Here is a 25,615-nt window from a genome sequence, read left to right as displayed (position 1 = left end):
ATTTAGAGAGACTAATAGGACTTGAAAGCTACTTTTAGGCCAGCCTGCTACTGATTAATTGATGTTTTCTTTAAAACTTATTGTTTTAATTTTATTCCTAATTCATTTAACTGATCTAAATGGATAGCGCTAGGAGAATCAATCATAACATCTCTACCAGCATTGTTTTTAGGGAATGCTATAAAGTCTCTGATACTGTCTGATCCACCAAATAAAGAGCATAGCCTGTCAAAACCAAATGCAATACCACCGTGCGGAGGAGCTCCATATTCAAAGGCATCCATTAAGAATCCAAACTGTGCCTTCGCTTCTTCATCAGAGAAGCCTAGCTGCTTAAACATGCGCTGTTGGATTTCGCGGTCATGGATTCTTATCGATCCACCACCTACTTCTACACCATTGATAACCATATCATAAGCGTTCGCTTTCACTGCACCAGGATCTGATTCCAGTTTATCAAGATCAGCCGGAGTAGGCGAGGTGAAGGGGTGGTGCATAGCATGGAATCTAGAGGTGTCTTCATCCCACTCTAAAAGAGGGAAGTCTAATACCCATAGTATTTTATAAGTATTTTTATCTCTCAAGCCTAGCTCGCTACCCATGTGTAGTCTTAGCTCGTTAAGTGCCTTACGGGTATGATTGGTTTCGCCACTCAATACCAGCATAAGATCACCTGGCTTAGCACCCATGGCATCAGCCCACTGCTGTAAGTCTTCCTGGCTGTAGAATTTGTCCACCGAAGATTTAAATGAACCATCAGCGTTACATTTTACATAAACTAGGCCTTTGGCTCCCACTTGTGGTCTTTTTACGAAGTCTGTTAATGCATCTAGTTGCTTTCTGGTGTACTCAGCGCAGCCTTCTACGCAGATACCTACTACCAGTTCAGCACTGTCAAATACATTAAATCCTTTGTTTTGAGCTAATTCATTAAGCTCAGTAAATTTCATGTCGAATCTTGTGTCAGGCTTGTCAGATCCGTAATATTTCATAGCATCGTCGTAGCTCATACGATCGATTTCTGTTATATCAATGCCTTTCACCGTTTTGAAGAGGTGTTTTATCATGCCTTCGAACGTGCTGATGATGTCTTCTCTCTCTACAAATGACATTTCACAATCTATCTGTGTAAACTCAGGCTGGCGGTCAGCTCTTAAGTCTTCATCTCTGAAGCATTTGACTATTTGAAAATACCTGTCGAACCCAGATACCATTAGTAACTGCTTGAAAGTTTGTGGTGATTGAGGTAGTGCGTAAAACTCGCCTGGGTTCATCCTTGAAGGTACTACAAAATCACGAGCACCTTCTGGTGTAGATTTTATCAAAACCGGGGTTTCTACCTCAGTAAAGCTTTGAGCGTCTAAGTAAGCTCTTGCTTCTTGCATAATGCGGTGTCTTAGCAAAAGGTTTTCTCTTACGTTATTCCTTCTAAGATCAAGGTAGCGATACTTCATGCGAAGGTCATCACCACCATCGGTGTCATTTTCTATAGTAAAAGGAGGGGTCTTTGACTTATTAAGTATTTCCAGATCAGAAACTTTTACTTCAATTTCTCCTGTAGGTATTTTATCATTTTTAGAAAGGCGCTCTATTACTTTTCCTGAAGCTTTGATGACAAACTCTCTGCCTAGCTTATTGGCGGTATCCAATATAGCTGCTTCTGTATGTCCTTCTTCAAAAATAAGCTGAGTAATGCCATACCGGTCGCGAAGATCAACCCATATAACACTTCCTTTATTTCTTATGCGCTGTACCCAGCCACATAATACTACATCTGAATTTACATCGTTAATTCTTAATTCACCACAAGTATGTGTTCGAAGCATGCTAAAATATTTTAATTTTGGTGGCCCAAAGTTAAATGTATTTCATTCTGAGTAAAAACGATACCGTATAAATTTCGCTTATATCTATGTTAAAGCTTTCTATTTTATTATTCATGTTCCCTTTGCTGCTTTCAGCACAGGATAAACTGGTAAAAACTAAGGTGAATGATGATATCACCGCCAAGTTACCAGAAAACTTCTACCCTATGTCGGCAGATGATATTGCGCAGCGTTACCCTTCGGTACGTAAACCGCTGGCAGCATATACTGATGATAGCCGCTATGTAGGGTTTAGTATCAATATTTCTGCCACCCAGTGGATGCCCTCTGATGCGGCCATTGCTAAAGATTTTTTTAAGGCCAGCCTCTTTAATTTGTATGACGAAGTAGAGGTGATTAGTGAAGGTATCAAAGAAATCAATGGACGTGAGTTTATCTATTTTGAGTTTGACTCCCAAATAAATGGTGAGCAGAATAGTTTTACCAAAAAAGGTCCTGTGCGTAAATATGCTTATGTTCAGTACCTGATTGTGAGGGGGAAAACTGTTGTATTTAGCTTTAACTGCCCTATGCAGCTCAAAGAAAAATGGCAAGAGGCGGCAGGTGAAATTATGAACAGCTTAAAAGTAAAGGGGAGCTTATAATGGCATTAACCATACATAGTGATGAACATTACATGCGAGAGGCCCTAAAGCAGGCTGCCATAGCCGCGGAGCAGGGAGAGATACCCGTGGGAGCAGTGGTGGTAGCTAATAATACCATAATAGCTCGCGCTTATAATCAAACAGAAGCTTTAGGCGATCCTACAGCTCATGCAGAAATGCTGGCATTAACATCAGCCACAAATTTTTTAGGAACAAAATACCTTTCTGACTGTTCTTTATATGTAACATTAGAGCCCTGCGGAATGTGCGCAGGAGCCTTGTACTGGAGTCAGTTAGGAAAGCTGGTATATGCAGCTGCAGATGATAAAAGAGGGTTTATGACTATAAACCCAGCTATGCTGCACCCTAAGACTAAAATAGTGCGGGGCCCTTTTGCGGAAGAGGCAGGGCAGATAGTTACGACGTTTTTTAAAAGGTTGAGAGATAAATAATTCGCCTTTTTTAGAATATGAAAAATGTTTAACTAAAAACTAATAAAATTATGGCTTTCGAATTACCCGATTTACCGTATGCTCATGATGCGCTTGAACCGCACATAGATGCAAGAACAATGGAAATTCACCACGGTAAGCACCATTCTGGATATACAACAAAACTTAATGATGCTATTGACGGAACTGCTATGGCTAGCAAGTCTATAGAAAGCTTACTGGCTGAAGATACAGATAATAAAGCAATACGAAATAATGGAGGTGGTTTCTACAATCACAGCTTATTCTGGAAAGTAATGTCACCTAATGGTGGTGGAGAACCTACAGGAGCATTAGCAGAAGCTATTAATGCTGCTTATGGTTCTTTTGAGAAATTTAAAGAAGAATTTTCTAATGCCGCTGCTACACAGTTTGGCTCTGGCTGGGCTTGGCTATGCGTGCATAAAGGAGGTAAAGTAGAAGTTTGCTCTACAGCTAACCAAGATAATCCACTTATGCCAGGGATTGGCTGTGGAGGTACTCCTATTTTAGGATTAGACGTATGGGAGCATGCTTACTACCTGAACTACCAAAACAAAAGACCAGACTATATTTCTGCTTTCTGGAATGTAGTGAACTGGGATCAGGTAGCTAAAAATTATGAAGAGAATAAGTAAATAAGACCTATTTACTAGTTGCGACGAAAAGGTGCCCATTGTGGCACCTTTTTTTGTTTTTTGGCGTATTTCAAAACTTTATATCCTAACATAACTGGCGTCATCCCGGCCGTAAGCAATTGAATAATCTCGCTCAGAAAGCAAATATCACTTATACAAAGAACCCCGCAAACTTAAAAACAGCTTGCAGGGTTCGGTTTTCAGAGGAAGCTCTTATTTGCTTTTTTCTTCTTCTATAAATTCCAAAGCGGATTCGAAGCAGCTTTCTAATTCTTCATCTAAAGGATCATATGCTGTTTGAATAGAGGCGAATTGCTTCATCCAAGTTTTGTCATTCATTCGGGCGCGTATCCATTCTTCTGCTGCAGGGTTTTGACAATAAAATATCACTCTTTCTGCATCAGAATTGCCTCCATCTCTTAAGAAGAGCTTTATCATGGCTTCCAATACACCTTCTATTTGTTCTTTGGAGAAATTTAAAGAAGGATTAATCTTTGTGTCATATTGAGTAGTATAGATGCTGGAGAAAATAACCTGTTTTTTCTTGTAACCTGCTGGAGTAAGTGGAGCCATCACCTTTTCCATAAAATAATCATAAACTGAAGGTAGGTGTGCTGAGGTTAAGAAAAATACAGCGGCACTTTGTATAGACTTTTCCCAGGAGTAATCACTATCAAATAGATTAGGTGCCACTTCAAAAAGGGCTTTGGCCATTTCCAGATTAGGATCATCCTCACCTTTTATGAAATTAGGGAAGTCTTCTCCAAAGAGCTTTTCATTGATATCATGAGCGCTAAAATCTGAGTTTACAAATAAATGTAATAATGCCTCTTTTTTATTCTCAATATCTGCCCTCCATAGGTATACAAAGCACATGCGTTGTAGATCTCTGCCTTTAAGGTTCATTAATGTTTCAAGGCGTATTTCTGGAGTTAGTCCATCGAGGTAATCGAATATGTTTTTCTCAATTTTAGCTTTTTCTTCCGCTGGGGTTTTGAACCTGTCATAGCCTTCTATGAATTGGTCAATGGCAGCTATATGTTCTCTCAATGCAGCTACATTTTCATTTTGCTCACCCAGTACGGCCAATATATCCTGATATTCTTTAGATACTTCATTGCCATTAAAATAAAAAGCCGCTGTAGTTTTTAGAGCCTCTTTGTCTGACACAAAATCACGCACATCCCAAAGCATAATTTCTGCAAACTTTCTCTTATGCTCATCTTTCCACACATTTTTGTAGGTGAAGAGCTCATTGACTAGTTTATCAGCATGGCTGGCTTTATCTTCAGTGTTAGGATTACAGGCGTATACATAAGAGAGCAGGCAAATGTCTTTCTGATCATCTTTCACTAGAGCCTCAAATTCATTCCATTGGTTGTACTTCTTGAGATTGTTTTTCAGCCAGCGCATTCTTGTAATCAGGTTGTCCTCTACTTTAGGATACATGATTATTGAATTCCACCAGTTCTGCAAATTATCACTACCGCCTCTGTAACTTTGAGATTGGGTAAAGAACACTAAAAAAGCCCTTCTTCTTAAAAAGATCTCTTTGGCTTCTTCACTTTTCTTTATTTCGATGTCATAAAAAGCATCTGTGTTCTCGAAGAATATTAAGGTATCGTAGATACGGTACATTTCGTCGTCTAGCTGATGCTCTTTTACTATGGCAGCTACTTCATCATATCTTTTATCTAAGCTGAAGCCAAAGTGCAATAACCAGTATAAGGCAAGGTGCGGATCCGTAGGAAACTCACTTTTTTCTTCCTCATAGCTTTTGTTGATGTCATCGGCATCTTCAAAATGACCAAAAGGAGATGGGGTAGTTCTGTGGAGTCAGTCGATAAATAAATCAGAAATCCACTGATACCTTTCTAGTAAAGTAATGGGAGCTACTTTTCTTTCAATAGGCTCTTCTTTATAGTTAACGCCGTGTTTTTTAGGGCTTTTTATGATTACTGAAGATATGCCGCCACCATCATGACTATAGCCGTAAGTACCCGTGTTGCTCCTGCGGTCTACTACTACCCAGTCGCCAGCACCAGGATATATATCGCCTTCTTTTATCTGGTGGTCTTCATATATTCCGTCGAGCTTCTCAAAGCCAGCCAGGCTACCGTAGTAATCTTCCCAGTAAGTCATCATGTTAATAAATGCATTGATTTTAAACGGGGTGAGGTCTACTTCAACCTGCTGATCGAAATCTAGAAACTGCTCTCCTTTTTTGATCTTATCTAAGATTAAATCAGGCTTGTATTCATAAGAGGAACCGTATTTTGCTTCCTGATAAATGCTTTCATCAGAGATATAACCATTGTAAGGAGTTGCTTCTTTATCGTAAGTATATCGCTCATTTTTGTTGCCTGGCTTATGCTGATGTAGCAGAATGTGAGCATGTGGAGGGACGGCAGCATGTATATGGTGGCTATCAATCAGTATATTTGTTACAGTTGTCTTTCCTGCTATAAATAATGGACTGAGTATAGCGGAGATGATCAGATTCTCTGCAGTAACGTTACCTGTTACTATGACCTGCCCATCATTAAATATAAGCCCTGTTTTAGGCCCTTCTTTCATTAATAGAGAGCCCTTTACGTTAAGGTTTCCATTTATGATCAGGCACTGACTATTGAGGAGGGTAAAATCACCTTCTTCATTTACATCATTATCTATAATCTCAAATTTGCCTGCTCTGAAATTGTCAAAATGACTTGAAAAGTCACCATTCAATAACAGTTTCCTTAATTCAGGGTGATTTATCAAAAGATCTCTTTTGCGATTATATTCCTGCTGGCTGTTATCTAACTTTGCAAGGGCATTTTTAACTTCCTCTTTTTGTCTGTCAGATGCGGTATCGTGCGGTGATAATTCAAATTTCTTTAATTGCTTGTCGGCTAACTTAAGCCAGGCCTCCTGGTCATCATAGAAATTGAAAATCAAAGAGTCATTAAACCAGATAGTGGCATAGTTGGCATGAATATGTAAGTTGGCTTCAAAGTCAAATTCATCTGACCGGTAAGCTAGCATGCGCTCTTCTTCTTGATTCTGAAGTTCTTCGAAGTCTTTCCCGCTTAGAATCTTGGAAATTTCTGAAACATGAACAGGCTCAAAAGTATTTTTCTTTTTCGATATCTTCTTTAGCCCACTGCTAACTTCAGACATATACATTTGCTCGCCTTCAAAATCCTTTATGAGATATTTATTTAGATTTTTCAGCGCTACAGGCTTAGATACAAAGTAATATCTTTTTTTAATATCTGTGCAATGTACAAAATAGCACTTCTTTTCTAATGGATCTTTATCTCCCTTTTCTAACCAAAAATATAATTGCTGTTCTTCTAATAAAAAGTTGGTCTTTTCGAGTCCTTCCATTGGAAGTAATTCGACAGCGTTTTTCAGTAGTGTTTGGCGGCTATTCTGTGATGCTTTCCTCTCTTGTCCCGGCATTATGATTGAATTTTTTGTTGTTGTTTTAGTAAAACTAGATGATTTATAAGGGTTTATGAATTTTTGTGATTGCAAATTTTCATGAGCATTGAATTTTCACGGAATTCAGGTAGGGGTGATTACTGAATACTACTAAGGTAAAATACCGCTGGTTGAAGTGGCTGAAATTATGCCTCGTAACCTAAGGCAAATGTTGGCTTAAAACAATGTTAGATACATGATTTGATGAGTGAAATGAGGTTTAATAAATTTGACTTTTCAAATTATTTTTAATATTAAAAAGCTTTTATAATTAATAAGATTAAATTAATCAACTTACTTTTTATATCTATTCACTTTAAAATGGGAGGTGTTACGATCTTTATGCTAATTTTTGACTCTTGTTAGATGAATTGTCGCGAGCTTTATTTTGGAGTGGGAAACATTTTAAAAGTAATGCGAGTAGACTTTGTGGCTGGCTATGATGATGTAGATAATATGCAAACCGGAGTGAGGATATGGGTTGGAATTTCTAACCTTTAAAAAATAAAGGCTGCTTCGTTATTGATCAATAGGAAGCAGCCTTCTCTTATTTATCTTAAGTAGAAGGAATAATAACCTTCTCTACCTTTACTGTTTACGCCTTCTATAATTACCCTGCCTCTTATTTTTTCTAATATATCCACTAATTTTTCAGGGTCATCTATGGCCACTCGGTTAATATCAGTAATAACAAAATCTTCTGATACGCCCACTCTTCTTAAAAGGCCATTTTGAATATTGAATACTTTCACACCATATTCAATTCCTAATAAATCTCTTTCTACTTTAGGTACAGATTCAAATTGAGCACCCAGAGACTCAGAGGTGTATATTTCTCTTTTAAGTATACTGGTGGTGCCTTCTCTATTGGTAAGTGATAGATTCGCGCTTTTCACTTTGCCATCTCTTTTGTACGTAATTGATATTTTATCTCCAGGAGAGTGATAGCTGAGTTCCTCTTCAAATTCACTACGGCTATTTACAGAGATATTGTTTACTGAAAGAATGACGTCATTTTCTTCTAGTCCTGCTTTTGCAGCAGCTCCATCTTTTTGCACGTGGCTTAGCAATACACCTTCATAAGCGGCATTATCTTTAATATTGATATCCATTCGCTTAGCAATAGCGGCATCAAAATCAGATACTTCTCCTCCAAAGAAAGCCTTCTGCACTTCTCCATATTCTATGAGGTCACCTACTATTTTCTTTACTATATCAATAGGTACAGCAAAACCATAACCAGCATAAGAGCCTGTCATCGATAGAATGGCCGTGTTTATACCTACTAGCTCTCCGCTTTTATTAACCAATGCTCCACCGCTATTGCCTGGGTTAATGGCAGCATCTGTTTGTATGAAAGATTCAATAGGAAACTTCCCTTGCAAAATATTTATTTCACGGCCTTTAGCACTTACTATACCTGCTGTTACAGTAGAGGTAAGGTTAAATGGATTTCCTACTGCTATAACCCACTCACCAACATTGAGTTGTTTAGAGCTGCCAAGCGGAATGGCAGGTAATGATGCTCCGTCTACCTTAAGTACAGCCAGATCAGTAGAAGGGTCAGTACCTATTAGCTCAGCATCAAATATTTTTTTGTTATAAACTACTTCCAGTCTGTCTGCTCCCTGTACTACGTGGTTATTAGTTACAATATATCCGTCTTCAGAAAAAATCACGCCTGAACCGCTGCTGATCTGAGTCTGCTTGCCGGGGCTGCGGTCAAAGAACCAATCCAGGTAGCTGGTTCTGTAAGCGGTTTCTGATATGTTTTTGATGTAAACCACGCTTTTGGTGCTGGTTTTCGAAGCTAAAACAAAGTCTGAATCAGTAGCAGGTAGGGCAGATCGGTTATTTGAAATCTGCTCGCCATGATTGTTTACAAGTTGAAATTGACTACTGTCCGTAGTGTTGGAGGACGTTATTTGATTGGTTTTATAAAGGTCAAATACGTAAGCCCCTCCTAAACCGGCAGTAAAACTTAGTAGTATGATCTGAAGTGTTTTTCGCATATTTCTAATTTTTGCAGTTTAGTTATCAAAAATTGTGCAGTTATAAAGAACGTGACATTTTTGCGCAAGTTTTATATTATTCAGTTAATATTTGTTAAACACCTTTTGCTTTTTAGCACCTGCTATGAGCAAGAGTTATTTATCTTTGTGCCCATGGGAATACGATCAACTTTAAGCAAGCCGTTGGCTTCTTATGTGGTAAGGCAACAGAAGAAGTGGTCTGCCAGGCCGGGAGAGTATCAGAAAAAGGTTTTTGATGAACTTATCAGAAGGGCAGCTGCCACTAAATTTGGTAAGGATCATGGCTTTGCCGATATAAAAAATTTTAAAGATTTTCAGGAGCACGTTCCGATCAGGGACTACGAACAACTATCTCCTTACGTAAAGCAGGTGGTAGAAGGTAATAGTGATATCTTATGGCCAGGAAAGCCTGAATATTTTGCTAAAACATCTGGCACTACTTCGGGGACCAAATACATTCCCATCACTAAAGATTCTATTCCTAATCATATTAATAGTGCCAAAAATGCCTTGCTGAGCTATGTGCATGAAACAGGCAAGTCACAGTTTTTGGATGGTAAGTTGATTTTCTTGTCAGGCAGCCCGATTCTGACCAAGAAAGCAGGTATTAACACCGGTCGGTTGTCTGGTATTGTAAATCACCATGTGCCCGGCTACTTAAGAACTAACCAGATGCCGAGCTACGAAACCAATTGCATAGAAGACTGGGAAGAGAAGCTGGAGAAGATCATAGATGAGACTATAGATAAAGATATGAGTCTTATCTCGGGTATCCCACCGTGGGTGCAAATGTATTTTGATAGAATACAGGCAAGAACAGGCAAGAAAATCAAAGATGTATTTCCAAACTTTGGGCTGTTTGTATACGGAGGGGTGAATTTTGAGCCTTATAAGGCCAAATTATATGAAAGTATTGGCAAGCGAGTAGATTCTGTAGAGACTTACCCGGCATCAGAAGGTTTTATAGCTTATCAGGATAGCCAGACAGAAGAAGGTTTATTGCTGTTGGCTAATTCAGGAATATTCTTCGAGTTTGTTCCTGCAGATGAGTTTTTTAATGAAAAACCTACCAGGCTTACCATAGATGAAGTGGAGGTAGGCGTAAATTATGCCGTGGTGCTTAGTAATAACGCCGGTTTATGGGGCTATTCCCTTGGTGATACAGTGAAGTTTGTTTCTAAATACCCGCACAGGCTATTGGTTACTGGTAGAATTAAACATTTTATTTCCGCTTTTGGAGAGCATGTAATTGGCGAGGAAGTGGAGAAGGCCATGAAATTTACGCTTGAGAAGTTTCCTGAAGCTGAGATTGTAGAGTTTACAGTAGCTCCACAAGTAACTCCGACTGAGGGGTTGCCACTGCATGAATGGTATATTGAGTTTTCAAACGCGCCATCAGATTTGAAAGCCTTTGAAAAAGAACTAAATTCACAGCTTCAAAAATTAAACACTTACTATGATGATCTGCTTTCAGGTAACATTCTGAGAAACCTGGAGGTGGTAGAACTTAAGAGAGATTCCTTTATTAACTATATGAAATCGCAGGGTAAGCTGGGAGGTCAGAATAAAGTACCTCGTTTATCTAATGATAGGAAGATCGCTGATGCTTTGATTAATTATAGAGTATAACCTTGCAATGAGACTTCTTTTATCAGTATTGTTGTTTTTAACGTGTAGCATCGCCGTTCTGGGGCAGCCAGGAGCCATTGGTGATAGTGATGGTATAAAGGGCATTCATTATTCTAAAGAACAAGATGAATGGTTTGACGGTAGCGTGCAGTTAGACAACGGAAAAGTTGTAAAAGGAAAGCTCAACTATAATTACGTTACTGATGTAGTTACCTTAGAGAAAGGAGATGAACTCTACACTTTTACTTCTGAAAAAGTTGTTGAATTTCACTATTATAAAGGAAATGAGAAATGGGAATTCTATTCATTACCTTTAGTAGTAGGTCAAGAGCTTACCGGTAGAGCTAGATTTGGGTTTTACCATGTATTAGAGCAAGATAAAAGTCGTGCCCTTTTGTCTAAATATGAGTTTTATTATGATGATAAAACTTACCCTAGTGTGAAGAATATCATTAATATAAATACTCAAAACCTGATTTACCAAAGTCTGGTGGATCCTTTTTCTCAAGAAAGTGGGGGATCAATTATTCATGATAGTAATTGGAAGATTAAGAAATACATATTTTTAATTAGTGAAGGCTCTGAGCCTTTGACTATTCTAGAGTCAACAAAGCCGGATAAATTAAAGGAATACTCAGGAATAATAGAATTTAATAGGAAGAGTCATAAGGATGCCGTTACAGGAAAAAGAGACTTTAAATTTAAATCCTTATATAAAGGAAAGCCTTACGATTTGTTCCCTGGATATGAAGAGCAAATCAAAGAATATATAAACGAACACCATCCTGATTTGAAAAGAGAACATGGCTGGGTGGAGCTGTTTCAGGTTAGAAGTGGTTTGGAATCAGATGTTTTAGTAAAATAAAAGTTTTGTCAGAAAAAAGAAAAATAGCCATTCTGGGCTCTACAGGTTCAATCGGAACTCAGGCACTGGAGGTAATAGAGGCTAACCCCGATAAATTTGAGGTGGAGGTACTTACCGCTCAAAATAATTTTGAACTGCTAATACAGCAAGCCAAAAAATTTAAACCTAATGCTGTGGTAATAGCTAATGATGCTCATTATAAAACAGTATTTGAGGTTTTAGATCCTGAAGATATCAAAGTGTATGCAGGAGAAAATGCGCTGGCTGCTGTTGTAGATATGGACTCCATAGATTTGGTGCTCACCGCTTTGGTGGGGTACAGTGGAGTGAAGCCTACTATAAGAGCCATTGAAGCAGGTAAAAGTATAGCCTTAGCCAATAAAGAAACATTAGTGGTGGCGGGTGAGCTGATCACCAGAATGGCTCAGGAGAAAGGGGTTAATATTTATCCCGTTGATTCAGAACACTCTGCTATTTTTCAGTGCCTGGTAGGAGATTTTCATAATTCCATTGAAAAACTAATTCTCACTGCCTCTGGTGGTCCCTTTAGAGGGAAGACTAGAGAGGAGTTGCTTCATGTTACTAAAAAACAGGCGTTGAAACATCCTAATTGGGATATGGGTGCCAAAGTAACTATTGATTCCGCTTCTTTAATGAATAAAGGCCTTGAAGTGATTGAAGCCAAATGGCTTTTTGGTGTGAATATCGATCAAATAGAAGTGGTGGTGCATCCGCAGTCTATTGTGCATTCTTTAGTGCAGTTTCAAGACGGCTCTATTAAAGCCCAAATGGGTCTTCCTGATATGAAGTTGCCTATTCAGTATGCATTAGCTTACCCTGAGCGGCTCAAGTCAGATTTCCCTAGGTTTGATTTTATGCAATACCCTCAATTAACATTTGAGCAACCCGATACCGATACTTTTCGTAATCTAGCTTTAGCGTTTGAAGCTATTAATAAAGGAGGTAATTTACCTTGCGTGCTCAATGCGGCCAATGAAATAGCAGTAGAGGAATTTTTAAAAGATAATATTGGTTTTCTACAAATGTCAGACATTGTGGAGACATGTATGGAGAAAATTTCGTTTATTAGTAGTCCTTCTTTTGAGGATTATGTAAATACAGATAAAGAAACAAGAATAAAAGCACTAGAATTAATAAAATAAATGGAAGGATTAATTATGGCAGCTCAGATTATTCTGAGCTTATCAATTTTGGTTGGGCTGCACGAAATGGGCCACCTTTTAGCAGCGAAAGCCTTTGGAATGCGCGTTGAGCAATTTTCAATTGGATTTCCTCCAAGAATATTCAGCTTTAAATATGGAGAGACAGAGTATGCCTTAAGTGCTATTCCTTTAGGTGGATTCGTGAAAATCTCAGGTATGATTGATGAATCCATGGATAAAGAAGCAATGAAATTACCACCTAAGCCATATGAGTTTAGGTCAAAGCCGGCTTGGCAAAGATTAATTGTAATGCTGGGAGGAATTATAGTAAACGTAATTACCGGTGTTATAATTTTCATTTTCCTTACCTTTATATATGGTGAAATGTTCATCTCAAATGATGCTATTAATGAAAATGGAGGCATCGTAGCTTTAGATCTTGGGCAGGAGCTAGGTCTGAAAACAGGTGATAAGGTTATCAAAATTAATGGACAAGAAGTCGAGGATTTTTCAGAAATACTTAATCCTAACACATTTATGGGGTCAGGTGCTTATTATACTGTGATAAGAGATGGAGAAAAGGTAAATGTGCCTATTCCTGGTGACTTCATAGATAAAATGAACAGTAAAGAGGCTCAGAGTAATTTTGTGTCTTTTAACTTGCCTACTATAATTGAAAAAGTTCAGGAAGGATCTATAGCAGAAAAAGTAGGTGTAGAGAAGGGAGATAGAATTGTAGAAATAAACGGGAAGCCTTTTGAAGATCAGAAAGCGCTCGTAGAATACATCAAAAGCTACAAGGGAGATAGTGTAGATTTCAAAGTGAAAAGAGGAGGCGATGTACTAACTTTTACTCATGACTTTAAAAATGATACTATCCTTGGAGTAGGGTTTGTTAATCCTGCTGATCTATACACTGATCAGATTGAATATTCATTTGGAGAGTCTGTTCCTAAAGGAACAAAAAAGGCATTTGGAATAGTGTTTTTGCAAATTAAGGCCTTTGGTAAAATGTTTAGCGGAGATCTTTCTGTAACTAAATCCCTTTCTGGTCCTATTGGTATAGCCAAGGCTTACGGAGGTGAATGGATCTGGGAACGATTTTGGAGTATGACGGGTCTGCTGTCTATGGTTTTAGCTTTCATGAATTTATTGCCTATACCAGCGCTTGATGGTGGACATGTTATGTTTCTTACCTATGAAATGGTCTCTGGACGCAAGCCGTCAGATAAATTCCTTGAAAATGCACAGAAGGTTGGTATGGCATTCTTGTTAATGCTTATGGTCTTCATTATTTTTAATGATATATTTAAGATAGAGTTTATACAAAATTTGTTTGGTGGAGGTAGTTGATAATACCTCCTTGAAAATCTAATAAAAAAGAGGCCCTCTCAACAGTGATTTTGAGAGGGCCTCTTTTTTATGGCTAATCTAAGGTGTAGATATTAAGTGGTGCTTAGCTTTATTAATAATGTTGCCAGATGCTTGATATGGTAGTTTTTGAGCTATTTGCCATTCCTCATTTAAGCTCAATGAAATCGGATGCAGAACCTTTTATATAGAAGCCTGAATTGTCATTGTTTTCTTTCTCTTTCATTGTAAGGCTGCTTTTAAGGCTCTACTTAATTTTACTTTATGAGTGAAATAATATGAGATATTCCACATAAGCCTTAGTGATTGTAAAATTTTCACTTTTTAAAAATTGCAACGATTGCAATTTTCATTTTCATAATGGTTGGCTGTATTTATACCCTAGTGTATATTTATTTATAATAAATGTTCTTTTGTTGGTGTAATATTTACCTCTTATTTATGTTATTTTGTCTTATTAAGTTAAAAGTGGGTTAAAATTTATACCTGAATATTTCCTAAATTACAAGAATTAGCTTTTCTTCGATGTTTAATTGGATATAGATATATAAGTCAAAATATAATTAACAAATCAATCTTAAACTAACTCCTTTATTATGCTTTATATGATTTATGCAGAATTATCTTCTTTGGTTCAAGTGGGCGGAAGTATGATTCTGGATGAGGCGATGGCCATCCAGCAGGTGGCTGTTGACACAGGGCTATTTACAGCCAACAATGTCTGGATGATGATTTCTACGGCGCTGGTCTTTATTATGCACTTAGGCTTTGCTACAGTGGAGGCTGGTTTCGGACAGGCGAAAAATACAGTGAACATCCTTTTTAAGAATACATTAACACCAATCATCGGCTTGGTGACATTTTATTTGATAGGCTTTAGTTTGATGTACCCACGAACTGCCGAGCCTGGCTTTTTCTTCGGGTTTGATGGTTTCTTTCCTCAAATGAATGAGGGAGATCAGACTTTTGCTTACACAAGTGGTGCTTATACCCGTTGGACTGACTTTCTTTTTCAGGCCATGTTTGCTGCTACAGCTGCTACCATCGTATCAGGAGCCGTAGCAGAAAGAATCAAATTATCAGCTTACCTTATATTCACCCTTATTTTCGTAGGCTTGGTTTACCCTATTGTAGGAAGTTGGAAATGGGGTACAGGATGGTTAGATGCGCTTGGTTTTTATGACTTTGCTGGTTCTACTTTGGTTCATTCAGTAGGTGGATGGGGTGCTTTGGCAGGTATTATTGTCTTAGGTCCTAGAATAGGGAAGTATGTGGATGGTAAAGTGGTAGATAAGCCAGGGTCAAGTGTTCCTTTGGCTGTAATAGGCGTCTTTTTATTATGGTTAGGCTGGTTTGGTTTTAATGGAGGGTCTGTGTTGTCAGGTGATCCAGAAGCCGTTTCATTGGTGTTGGTCACCACTTCTTTAGCTGCTTGTACAGGTGGTTTAGGTGCTATGTTTACCGCACTTTTTATGTTTAACAGACTAGACTTAGGTATGGTACTTAATGGTATTCTTGCCGGATTGGTAGGAATTACAGCTGGCGCAGATGTTATTTCTCCTAACTATGCTTTGTTGGTAGGCTTTATTGCAGGAATACTGGTAGTGCTATCAGCAGTAGCTTTAGATAAATTTCATTTAGATGACGTGGTAGGAGCAGTGTCGGTTCACCTGACTTGTGGTGTATGGGGCACTCTTGCAGTTGGTATTTTCGGTTTTAAAGCTATAACAAACGATAATGGCGAGTTTATAAATGCAGCTGGTAATGTAGTAAGCACTGCCGCAGAAGCAGCTAATGCATTAAGTTTTTCATCTCAGCTAATAGGTGTGGCAGCATGTGGAGCTACAGCATTCATTAGTGCCTTCGCAATATTCATTGTTTTGAAATATACAGTAGGAATAAGAGTGTCAGCAGAGCATGAGAGACAAGGTATGGATAGTCACGAGCATGGAATCAGAGGCTATACTATCATATATGATGAATAAGAAGTTCTAAATGAATCAATTGAAATTTAACTGAAGTCACCCTGGAAGTGCTCTCACCCATCTTCCAGGGATATATGACTTCACAGCTAACATAACTATTAACCTTAACACAAAGTAAAATGAAAAAGTATTATTTATTACTATTAATGGCTACTTTTTTGATTTGTACAACACTCAAAGCGCAGGATGATGAGATAGAGGAAGCAACCCCTCTATCTATATCAGGATCTGTTGATACCTATTATAAGTATGACTTTTCTGGCAACCCAAACATACCTACTAGTTTTGCCTCCGATCAGAACTCATTCTCTATCGGTATGGTAAACCTCATTGCCTCGCAGCAGGTAGGTAAGGCTTCTTTTGTAGGAGATATATCATTTGGGCCGAGGGGACAATCGCAGTCTATTCCAAATTCAGGAGCTGATAATAATTCTTTTCATATTCAGAATCTATATGTTGCCTATCAGCTCAGTGATATGGTGACCGTTTCCGGAGGATATATGGGCACTTTTGTAGGGTATGAAGTAATATCTCCAACAGGTAACTTCAATTATTCTACTTCTTACCTTTTTACCAGTGGGCCATTTCAAAATGCAGGTTTAAAATTTGATTTTGCGTTATCAGAAAAATTCGGTCTTATGGTAGGGGTTTTTAATGACTGGAATGAATATACTGATATGACTTCCAGTAAAGATATTGGTCTGCAGCTTTCATATAGTCCCTCCGCAGGATATGACTTGTACTTTAACTTAATTACAGGGGAACAAAGCGGAACTGAGTTTGATATTACAGCAGGACTTCAATTTACAGATAATTTTTATCTGGGTGTAAATGCAGCTACTTATGGTGCTAACGAAGAACCTAAGCTTTTAAATACCGCTGAAGATACTGGGTTTTATGGCCTGGCACTTTATCCTCAGTTAAAAATAAGTGATGTTACTTCTTTAGGGCTCAGGTTTGAACATTTCGTGCAGAGAGATGCTATAGACGATATATCTGTTGATGCATTTACCTTTTCGGCTAATATTGGCTCTGGCAATCTTAAATTTATTCCTGAGTTAAGGTATGATACTGCTTCTGAAGATGTGTTTATAGATTCACATAATGAATTTACAGGAGGAGCATTTCAACTGGTGGCTGCGGCTGTTTATTCGTTTTAAATAAAATTATATGACATTTACTTCGGTAATATTGCTCACTTTTCTAACACTTTTACCTGCTGATGGTAGTACTACAGATACTATTACCTATCAGAAGGTGGTGTCCTGCACCGGGGTTGAGAAGTATGTGCTGGAGAGTAGTCTCAAGGAGGCGGTTTATAATTTATATGACAGCAACGCGTTAAAAATAGTAAGTGATAAAATACAGATAAGCGTAGATATTAAGATTATAAATAGCTTAGTAGGCAAAGTGGGCAGCCCTGCCGGAGTACTTGATTTTACCATTGATATAGAGGTGAAGGATGAAAAATTCAGGTACATAGCATATGATTTTTATTTTACCCCAATGACTAGGAATAGATATGCCAAATTTGAGCTTGAAAAGGAAAAAACGGAACCCGTAATAGAGGAGGAGTTTAAGGGAAGAAAAACCTTGCTAAAGAAAATAACAAGACAAAGTGAGGAGTATCTTGATAGATTGAATAATGAGCTCAAAACTCAAATTCTAAAAGAAAAAGATAAGAAAATCGAATGGTAACAAATATTAAATAATTCAAAAAACTATGGGAAAGACAAAACTTGAATACGTTTGGCTTGACGGTTACAAGCCAACGCAAACACTAAGAAGTAAAACTAAAATCGTTTCTGATTTTGATGGAAAATTATCAAGCTGTCCTATGTGGTCTTTTGATGGGAGCTCTACGAGACAAGCAGAAGGAAATTCATCTGATTGCTTGTTAAAGCCTGTTGCTCTTTTCCCTGATCCTGATAGGAAAAATGGCTACCTGGTGATGACAGAAGTGCTTAATCCTGATGGCTCTCCTCATGAAAGTAATGGTAGAGCTCTTATAGATGATGATGATAATGATTTCTGGTTCGGATTTGAGCAAGAGTATTTCTTATGGGATCCATCTACTAATTTACCATTGGGCTTCCCTACAGGTGGTTACCCTCGTCCTCAAGGGCCTTATTATTGCTCAGTAGGCGCCAATAATGCTTATGGTAGAGAAATTGTTGAAGAGCACTTGGATCTTTGCCTTGAAGCAGGTATTAATGTAGAAGGTATCAATGCTGAGGTGGCTACCGGTCAGTGGGAATTTCAAATTTTCGCTAAAGGAGCAGAGCAAGCAGGTGATCAAGTTTGGATTGCAAGATATCTTCTAGAGAGAACCGCTGAGAAATATGGCTTGTCTATCAACTGGCATCCAAAACCATTAAAGGGAGATTGGAATGGATCAGGTATGCACGCTAACTTCTCTAACAGTACGTTAAGAAACGCTGGCGCTAAAGATGCTTATGACACTATTTGTGAAGCATTTGGACCATTAGTGAAAGAGCATATTGCGGTATATGGAGCTGACAATGATCAAAGGCTTACAGGTGCTCATGAAACTCAATCTATTGATAAATTCAGCTATGGAGTATCAGATAGAGGAGCTTCTATAAGAATTCCTATCGCTACAGTTGAAAATGGCTGGAAAGGATGGTTAGAAGATAGAAGACCGGCTTCTAATGGTGACCCTTATAAGATAGCAGCTCGTATTGTAAAAACTGTTAAAAAAGCATCTGAAGTAGTTACTGCCTAGTATCTATCCGTAAGATAAAAGTTTAAAAAGAAGGAGGGTTAACCCTCCTTCTTTTTTTTGAATAATGCTTCCATGGCATTTTGAACTTCTTTAGCAGCGTTATGAAGACTTTTTTCTACTTCATCCCATTTGCCCTTGTTGTTTTCTTTAAAATCTTTGAACTCTGATTTTAAGGTCTCTTTATTTCGTTTGAGTTCATTAATTTCATCCTCATATTCAACTTCCATTTTTTCTTTGGCCCTATGAAGATCTTTTATAAGTTCATCAATGCCTTTACCTATATCCTGAAAAACTTTTTCTGCTTTACCTTGAGTTTTTGATTCCATATTAAAGTTGTTTATGACCTCTTTAATATAACGAAAATATGCTTTTCTAGGTTGTGGAAGCCATACTTTTCCTGTTTGAAAGTTTAAATGCAAAAATGTCTTAAAATGTTAATGAGAATAACCGGTCTACAGATTATTTAACTAATCTTTTATGTTTTATATTTGTGATGTAGATGCTAATGACGTTTTCAAAATATGTTTTAATGGCGGGGCTTATGGCCTTTTTACTTACAGGCTGTGCTACTAGTAAGCGCAACGGTAAGTTGAAGAGAGGTAAGCCTATCCCTTGCCCAATGAAAGATTGCTAATATGAGGAAAATAACACTGGCTATAGATGGATATTCAGCATGCGGTAAAAGCAGCACGGCTAAAGCAGTGGCGGCAGAGCTAGGATATACTTATATAGATTCAGGAGCTATGTATAGAGCAGTTACCTTATATTTCCAGCAGAATCATGTTAGTCTTACCAATAAAAAAGAGGTAGAAAACGCCCTCAATAAAATCGACATCACTTTTCAAAACAATAAGGATAAAGGAACAGACACCTTTTTGAATGGCCTCAATGTAGAAGGTGAGATTAGAAAGATGTATATTTCAGAGAATGTGAGCCAGATAAGTGCGTTGGAGTCTGTGCGAGAGGCTATGGTGGCTCAGCAAAGAAAGCTTGGAAAAAAGAGTGGTGTGGTGATGGATGGAAGAGATATAGGTACCGTGGTTTTTCCTGATGCAGAGCTGAAAATATTCATGGTGGCTGATATATATGTGAGGGCAGGAAGAAGGCAAAAGGAATTAATGGAAAAAGGACAACTGGTAGATCTTGCTGAGATTATCAGTAACCTTGAAAAAAGAGATAAAATAGATAGCAGTAGAGCGGTGAGTCCTTTAAGGAAAGCCGATGATGCTGTGGAAGTAGATAGTTCATTTCTTACTTTAGAAGAGCAGGTTGACCATATTGTTAGGCTGGCTTTAGGTAAGATATTGGAACAGAAAAAAGAAACAATTACCGCTTAAAAAGTGGCTAATTTTTATTTGTTTTAAATTAATACATTAATTTTTATTGTAGGAAAAATTGTTAATTTTGCCTCGATTTTAAAAGATAAGATTTGAATCTTAAAGTATAGCATGTCTAAATTCATCAAGCTAAAAAAGGGGTTTGATATCAACCTGGCGGGCAAAGCTGAAAAGAAGATCGCGGAAGTAGCACAACCGGAGACTTTTGCGTTTAAGCCCACGAGTTTTCAAGGTATTTTAAGGCCAAAATTAAAGGTTAATGAGGGTGATGTTGTAAAAGCAGGTACCCCCATACTTTTTGACAAAAAAAACAACAAAGTTCTTCACGTAGCTCCGGTAAGCGGAGAGGTGGTAGAGGTTAGAAGAGGAGAGAAGAGAAAGATCCTCGAAGTTGTGATTTTGGCTGATAAAGAAATCCAATACGAAAGCTTTAAAAAGTATTCATCAACTGAGTTGAACTCTATAACAAGAGGAGATGCCATTGAGCAACTTTTAACAGGTGGTGTATGGCCCAATATCATTCAGCGCCCTTATGGGGTTATAGCTGACCCTGAGGAGACGCCTAAGGCGATTTTTATCTCAGCATTTGATTCTCACCCTCTTGCTCCTGACTTTGATGTCTTGTTCAAAGGTCAGGAAACTTATTTTCAGGCAGGGATAAATGTACTGAGAAAGCTGACTACCGGCCTAGTTCACGTTAATGTGAATGGTGATGCCGAAGTATCTCCTGTATTCTCGCAGGTGAAAAATGCTGAAATCAACAAGTTTTCTGGTCCTCATCCTGCTGGTAACGTAGGAGTACAAATTCATCATTTGGATCCTATAAACAAAGGAGACATAGTATGGACGGTTAGCCCATTTGGTGTTATTCAGATAGGTAAGCTTTTCCTTGAAGGTATACATGATGCTTCGAGGATAGTAGCTGTGGCTGGTTCTGAAGTAACTAAGCCTCAATATTACAAAACCTATACAGGTGCTAGCATCAAGAAATTTGTAGAGGGTAACCTAAACAATGATCACGTTAGATATATTTCAGGTAATGCTCTTACTGGTACTAGGATAGATATCAACGGTCATTTAGATTACTTTGATAATATGCTTACAGTGTTGCCAGAGGGAGATCAATATGAATTGTTCGGATGGATCCTTCCTACCACTAATAAAGTTAGTTTCCATAGAGCCTTTGGTCTATTGTCATTCCTTAATCCTAAAAAGGAGTACGTTTTAGATACAAATACGAAAGGTGAACCGCGTGCTTTTGTTCAAACAGGAGTGTTTGAAAAGGTGTTACCGATGGATATTCTTCCTACCTATTTACTGAAAGCTATCTTGGCAGAAGATTTTGATGAGATGGAAGCTTTAGGTATTTATGAAGTAATCGAAGAAGATTTAGCTCTGTGTGAATTTGTGGATGTATCTAAGCATGATGTCCAGGCAATCATAAGAGAAGGAATTAATTTGATGCAATATAGTTAACAGAATATAGATTCATAGGATGAAATTTTTAAGAGATGCACTAGATAAAGTAAAACCCCACTTCGAGAAGGGAGGAAAATGGGAGAAGTTTTACTATTTATATGAAGCGCATGAAACCTTCCTTTTCGCTCCTAATCACACCACAAGGTCTACTGGAGCGCAAATAAAGGATGCTATCGACATGAAGCGTTTGATGATGACTGTTATCATCGCCTTATTGCCATGTCTATTATTTGGTATCTATAACGTGGGTTATCAGCACTTTATTGCTTTAGGTCAACCAGAGGCTTCATTCGGAGATATGATTTTGGTTGGAGCAATTCAAGTTCTACCTGTTGTTGTGGTTTCATATGCAGTAGGTTTGGGAGTAGAGTTCATATTTTCAGTAGTGAGGCAACACCCGGTAAATGAAGGATTCCTAGTTACTGGAATGCTTATTCCTTTGGTATTGCCACCAGATATTCCTTTATGGCAAGTGGCATTAGCAACAGTATTTGCTGTTATAATAGCTAAAGAAGCTTTTGGAGGTACAGGTATGAACGTGTTGAACGTAGCCTTAACAGCCAGAGCGTTTTTATACTTTGCTTACCCTAGCCAGATTTCTGGTGATGTATGGACTTATATCGGAGAAAGTAGTCAGGCTGTAGACGGCTTTACAGGAGCTACTCCTTTGGCCATTGGAGCGCAGATAGTGGAAAATGGAGAAGGTTTTGTTCAATCGCTGAATCAATACGGACAAGGCTGGGCAGATGGTATTTTTAGTTTTTCTAATATGTTCTTTGGTTTCATGCCGGGTTGTATAGGAGAGACTTCCACATTGATGTGTTTAGTTGGAGCTGTTATTTTAGCAATTACAGGAGTAGGAAGCTGGAAAGTAATGGTGAGTGTGTTTGGTGGAGCATATGCGATGGGATGGTTATTAAATCTATTAGCTGTAAATGAATATATGGCTATGCCTGCTCATTATCACTTAGTAATTGGTGGTCTTGCTTTTGGAGCTGTTTATATGGCTACAGACCCTGTTACTGCAGCACATACAGAGTCTGGTAAATGGATATACGGATTATTAATAGGTATGCTTACCGTAGTAATTCGAGTATTTAACCCAGCTTATCCGGAGGGAATTATGCTAGCCATTCTGTTAATGAATGTGTTCGCTCCTCTAATTGATCACTATGTAGTAATTGCTAATAAAAAAAGGAGGTTACAACGTGCGACAGTCTAACGCTTATATAATAATATTCACAGCAGTAATGACCGTAATTGTAGGTGGTCTGCTGTCACTCGCTTCTCAAGGGCTGGCACCAGCTCAGAAGAAGTCTATCGAACTGGATACCAAAACTCAAATTTTGTCTTCTGTTACAGACAGAGAAAAATTAAGTGCTATGAAGCCGAATGAGATTTTGGAAATGTATGATGAGCATATCAAATCTACAGTGGTAGATTATAGCGGTAACGAAGTTACTAAAGATGAAAAAGGTGCTGATATCCAGGCAGAGAATGTTGATGTTCTTAAAAATTACAAAAAGAAGCCGGAAGATAGATTATATCCTGTGTTTAAATACAGAAAGGATCCTTCAAGTAAAGAGGTTTATGCTTATATTTTACCTATATATGGATCAGGGTTATGGGATAAAATCTGGGGATTTGCAGCTATAGAGAATGATTTGAACACAATTGCCGGTGTGTCTTTTGATCACAAAGGAGAAACCCCCGGACTTGGAGCGAGAATAGCTACTCCTCAAATTCAACAGAGATACGTAGGTAAAAAGATTTTTAACGAGCAGGGGAACTTGGTTTCTGTTAGTATGTTAAAAGGTGAAGGACACACTAATATTTCAGATCATGAAGTAGATGGAATGTCTGGAGCTACATTAACAGGAAAAGGAGTTAACGCTATGCTGAAGAATTATCTTTCTTGTTACAAGGCCTATTTTGAAAAGCTTAATTCAGGAGAGGTGGCAAACCTTTAAGGAAATCATATTTTGATACGAAGAGTTTAATATTATGAGTACTGAAACTTTAGAACAAAAAAAGGATGCGGTGGAAGTAAAGCCGGCGGAAGCTCTTTTTTCGAAAAGAAGAAAAAGACTTGTTTCTGATCCTTTAAGTGAAGATAACCCAATTACAGTACAGGTTCTTGGAATATGTTCGGCATTAGCAGTAACTGTGAAAATACAGCCTACCCTTATTATGGCTATCGCTGTAACTTTCGTAATTGCAGCTTCAAACCTTATTATTTCGTTAATAAGAAACCTTGTACCTAACAGGATAAGAATTATTGTACAGCTAGCGGTTATCGCTACTTTGGTGACATTGGTAAGTGAGGTGCTTAAGGCTTACAGCTATGATATGTATAAAGTATTAGGAGCTTTTGTAGGTCTTATCATTACTAACTGTATCGTTATGGGCCGTCTGGAAGCGTTTGCTATGGCTAATAAACCTTATGACTCTGTGTTGGATGGGCTTGGTAGTGGATTTGGTTATGCATGGGTTATTTTGGCAGTAGCTTTCTTTAGAGAGTTATTTGGTTCAGGATCGATCCTTGACTTCAAGATCTTTGAAGCTATCGGTTGGAGCAATTTCCCTACTAATGGTCTTATGGTTGATTCTATCGGTGCATTTATGGTACTGGGAATCCTCATATGGGTACAGAGGTCCAAAACAGGTTACGTAGAACATTAAAAACATTAATAATGGAATTAGTTAGTTTAGGAATAAAATCCATATTCATTGATAACATGATTTTCGCATACTTTCTTGGTATGTGTTCATTTCTTGCTGTATCAAAGAAGGTATCTACGGCAATTGGACTTGGAGCTGCTGTAGTTTTCGTGCTTACTATCACAGTACCTGTAAACTGGTTGTTGCAGGAATATATCCTTAAAGAAGGAGCGCTTACTTGGTTAGGTGCAGATTTCGCTGGTGTAAGTCTTGAGTTTCTTCAGTTCATTATGTTTATCGCTATTATAGCTGGTATCGTGCAGTTGGTAGAAATGATCATCGAAAAATTCTCACCCTCTTTGTATGGTTCTTTAGGTATTTTCTTACCGCTTATTGCTGTAAACTGTGCTATTTTAGGATCATCACTTTTCATGGTTCAAAGGGACTATGCATTGTCTGAAGCTGCAGTATATGGTTTTGGATCAGGAATTGGTTGGATGCTTGCTATTGTAGCTTTAGCGGCTATTAGAGAGAAATTGAAATATTCTAACGTACCTGATGGACTTAAAGGTTTAGGTATTACTATGTTAATCACAGGCCTAATGGGCATAGCCTTTAAATCATTCATTGGTATTGCTCTATAGATAGAAACAAAATTTTAATATCTTTAAGGGGTTTCTGTTTACAGAAACCCTTTTTTTGTGTTATAAGAATAAAAAGCATGAGTAAATTCACCCTTAATAGGTTCTTGTCTTATTTCTTCAGAGGTTTACTATTTGTAGTGCCTTTGGCTTTAACCATTTACATCATCTATGAAATATTAGATTGGCTAGATAGCCTGATTCCTGTTAATATTCCTGGTTTAGGCCTTATTATTATTGTCGTAAATATCACCTTTCTAGGCTATCTCGCCTCATTTTTTATAACTAGGCCTTTCTTTATCCAGTTAGAAAAGTATGTGGTTAAAATTCCATTGGTGAACATTCTTTATACCTCTATTAAAGATTTGATAGGCGCTTTTGTGGGCGATCAGAAGAAATTTAATGTGCCTGTTACCGTTGCGCTAACGGAAGGTGGCACCATCCTTAAGATAGGATTTATAACCCAAACGGATTTAGAGGTACTTGACTTACCCGGTTATGTATCTGTTTATTTACCTCACTCTTATAACTTTTCCGGAAATCATTTCCTTGTTGATAAATTGCATGTTAAGCCTTTGAACATGAACGGTGCTGATGCTATGAAATTCGTGGTTTCAGGTGGTGTTTCAGGCTTAGATGAAAAGGTAGATTAAATTATA

24 protein-coding genes are annotated in these 25,615 nt (G+C 37.9%); 19 read left to right on the top strand and 5 right to left on the bottom strand.

The features are described 5' to 3' along the window. Positions 1-77: 77 nt before the first annotated feature. The gene (aspS, locus tag JL102_RS10645; protein ID WP_202244380.1) at positions 78-1,826 is read right to left on the bottom strand and encodes an aspartate--tRNA ligase; all 1,749 of its coding nucleotides are present in this window, start codon (positions 1,824-1,826) and stop codon (positions 78-80) included. An 86-nt stretch (positions 1,827-1,912) separates the two neighbouring features. On the opposite strand from aspS, the gene JL102_RS10640 reads away from it, so the two are divergent. The 3 genes from JL102_RS10640 to JL102_RS10630 are packed head-to-tail and all read left to right on the top strand — an operon-like array spanning position 1,913 to position 3,578. Further along, entirely contained in the window at positions 1,913-2,470 is a 558-nt protein-coding gene (locus JL102_RS10640) for a hypothetical protein (RefSeq protein ID WP_202244379.1), read from the top strand. Further along, positions 2,470-2,922 carry a nucleoside deaminase gene (locus JL102_RS10635; RefSeq protein WP_202244378.1) on the top strand — a complete coding sequence of 151 codons (453 nt, stop codon included), beginning with the start codon at positions 2,470-2,472 and terminating at the stop codon, positions 2,920-2,922. The genes JL102_RS10640 and JL102_RS10635 overlap by 1 nt, the downstream gene beginning before the upstream one ends. Before the next feature lie 50 nt (positions 2,923-2,972). Continuing rightward, positions 2,973-3,578 carry a superoxide dismutase gene (locus tag JL102_RS10630; RefSeq protein ID WP_202244377.1) on the top strand — a complete coding sequence of 202 codons (606 nt, stop codon included), beginning with the start codon at positions 2,973-2,975 and terminating at the stop codon, positions 3,576-3,578. A gap of 213 nt (positions 3,579-3,791) precedes the next feature. Here JL102_RS10630 and JL102_RS10625 read toward each other — a convergent pair whose 3' ends face one another. Continuing rightward, on the bottom strand, positions 3,792-5,294 hold the full coding sequence (locus JL102_RS10625) for a hypothetical protein (protein ID WP_202244376.1): 1,503 nt from the start codon (positions 5,292-5,294) through the stop codon (positions 3,792-3,794). Between the two features lie 120 nt (positions 5,295-5,414). Beyond that, positions 5,415-7,025 carry a hypothetical protein gene (locus tag JL102_RS10620; protein WP_202244375.1) on the bottom strand — a complete coding sequence of 537 codons (1,611 nt, stop codon included), beginning with the start codon at positions 7,023-7,025 and terminating at the stop codon, positions 5,415-5,417. Between the two features lie 387 nt (positions 7,026-7,412). On the opposite strand from JL102_RS10620, the gene JL102_RS23795 reads away from it, so the two are divergent. Continuing rightward, positions 7,413-7,547, top strand: a complete 135-nt coding sequence (locus JL102_RS23795; protein WP_262896857.1) for a hypothetical protein — start codon at positions 7,413-7,415, stop codon at positions 7,545-7,547. Between the two features lie 50 nt (positions 7,548-7,597). Here the strand turns inward: JL102_RS23795 and JL102_RS10615 are convergent, their stop codons facing one another. After that, positions 7,598-9,058 (bottom strand): S1C family serine protease, encoded by a 1,461-nt coding sequence (locus tag JL102_RS10615; RefSeq protein WP_202244374.1) that lies wholly within the window; start codon positions 9,056-9,058, stop codon positions 7,598-7,600. Positions 9,059-9,211: 153 nt separating this feature from the next. On the opposite strand from JL102_RS10615, the gene JL102_RS10610 reads away from it, so the two are divergent. The 8 genes from JL102_RS10610 (at position 9,212) to JL102_RS10575 (ending at position 18,838) form a co-directional block, all read left to right on the top strand. After that, positions 9,212-10,708, top strand: a complete 1,497-nt coding sequence (locus JL102_RS10610) for a GH3 auxin-responsive promoter family protein (RefSeq protein WP_202244373.1) — start codon at positions 9,212-9,214, stop codon at positions 10,706-10,708. A gap of 7 nt (positions 10,709-10,715) precedes the next feature. Then, positions 10,716-11,573: a hypothetical protein gene (locus tag JL102_RS10605; RefSeq protein ID WP_202244372.1), complete on the top strand. Its 858-nt coding sequence runs from the start codon at positions 10,716-10,718 to the stop codon at positions 11,571-11,573. A gap of 5 nt (positions 11,574-11,578) precedes the next feature. Beyond that, a complete protein-coding gene (locus JL102_RS10600) occupies positions 11,579-12,736 on the top strand; it encodes a 1-deoxy-D-xylulose-5-phosphate reductoisomerase (RefSeq protein WP_202244371.1) in 1,158 nt (385 codons plus the stop codon). Continuing rightward, entirely contained in the window at positions 12,737-14,089 is a 1,353-nt protein-coding gene (gene rseP, locus JL102_RS10595) for an RIP metalloprotease RseP (RefSeq protein ID WP_202244370.1), read from the top strand. A 668-nt stretch (positions 14,090-14,757) separates the two neighbouring features. Next, on the top strand, positions 14,758-16,092 hold the full coding sequence (locus tag JL102_RS10590; protein WP_394369240.1) for an ammonium transporter: 1,335 nt from the start codon (positions 14,758-14,760) through the stop codon (positions 16,090-16,092). Positions 16,093-16,211: 119 nt separating this feature from the next. Further along, the gene (locus tag JL102_RS10585; RefSeq protein WP_202244369.1) at positions 16,212-17,252 is read left to right on the top strand and encodes an outer membrane beta-barrel protein; all 1,041 of its coding nucleotides are present in this window, start codon (positions 16,212-16,214) and stop codon (positions 17,250-17,252) included. A gap of 10 nt (positions 17,253-17,262) precedes the next feature. Continuing rightward, entirely contained in the window at positions 17,263-17,790 is a 528-nt protein-coding gene (locus tag JL102_RS10580; RefSeq protein ID WP_202244368.1) for a hypothetical protein, read from the top strand. Positions 17,791-17,815: 25 nt separating this feature from the next. Beyond that, positions 17,816-18,838, top strand: a complete 1,023-nt coding sequence (locus tag JL102_RS10575; protein WP_202244367.1) for a glutamine synthetase beta-grasp domain-containing protein — start codon at positions 17,816-17,818, stop codon at positions 18,836-18,838. Positions 18,839-18,876: 38 nt separating this feature from the next. On the opposite strand, the gene JL102_RS10570 is transcribed toward JL102_RS10575, so the two are convergent. Beyond that, the gene (locus JL102_RS10570) at positions 18,877-19,164 is read right to left on the bottom strand and encodes a sll1863 family stress response protein (protein ID WP_202244366.1); all 288 of its coding nucleotides are present in this window, start codon (positions 19,162-19,164) and stop codon (positions 18,877-18,879) included. 309 nt (positions 19,165-19,473) lie between these two features. Here JL102_RS10570 and cmk point away from each other — a divergent pair, with 309 nt between their 5' ends. From cmk to JL102_RS10535, 7 genes are all read left to right on the top strand, one after another. Beyond that, on the top strand, positions 19,474-20,175 hold the full coding sequence (gene cmk, locus JL102_RS10565) for a (d)CMP kinase (RefSeq protein ID WP_202244365.1): 702 nt from the start codon (positions 19,474-19,476) through the stop codon (positions 20,173-20,175). A 111-nt stretch (positions 20,176-20,286) separates the two neighbouring features. Continuing rightward, positions 20,287-21,651 carry a Na(+)-translocating NADH-quinone reductase subunit A gene (locus tag JL102_RS10560; protein WP_202244364.1) on the top strand — a complete coding sequence of 455 codons (1,365 nt, stop codon included), beginning with the start codon at positions 20,287-20,289 and terminating at the stop codon, positions 21,649-21,651. Between the two features lie 19 nt (positions 21,652-21,670). Further along, entirely contained in the window at positions 21,671-22,876 is a 1,206-nt protein-coding gene (locus JL102_RS10555) for an NADH:ubiquinone reductase (Na(+)-transporting) subunit B (protein ID WP_202244363.1), read from the top strand. A gap of 28 nt (positions 22,877-22,904) precedes the next feature. Then, a complete protein-coding gene (gene nqrC / locus JL102_RS10550; protein ID WP_237390552.1) occupies positions 22,905-23,624 on the top strand; it encodes an NADH:ubiquinone reductase (Na(+)-transporting) subunit C in 720 nt (239 codons plus the stop codon). A gap of 34 nt (positions 23,625-23,658) precedes the next feature. After that, positions 23,659-24,336, top strand: coding sequence for an NADH:ubiquinone reductase (Na(+)-transporting) subunit D (locus JL102_RS10545; RefSeq protein WP_202244361.1), 678 nt, complete (start codon positions 23,659-23,661; stop codon positions 24,334-24,336). 11 nt (positions 24,337-24,347) lie between these two features. Then, complete coding sequence (gene nqrE / locus JL102_RS10540) at positions 24,348-24,959, top strand: NADH:ubiquinone reductase (Na(+)-transporting) subunit E (protein ID WP_202244360.1); 612 nt, start codon at positions 24,348-24,350, stop codon at positions 24,957-24,959. A gap of 77 nt (positions 24,960-25,036) precedes the next feature. Next, positions 25,037-25,609, top strand: coding sequence for a DUF502 domain-containing protein (locus JL102_RS10535; protein ID WP_202244359.1), 573 nt, complete (start codon positions 25,037-25,039; stop codon positions 25,607-25,609). The last annotated feature ends 6 nt before the right edge of the window (positions 25,610-25,615 follow it).

It is taken from the genome of Fulvivirga sediminis (assembly GCF_016757215.1).
Classification (GTDB): Bacteria; Bacteroidota; Bacteroidia; order Cytophagales; family Cyclobacteriaceae; genus Fulvivirga; species Fulvivirga sediminis.
The sequence above is the reverse complement of the archived record's forward strand: the minus strand, read 5'-3'. Positions and strand labels throughout refer to the sequence as shown.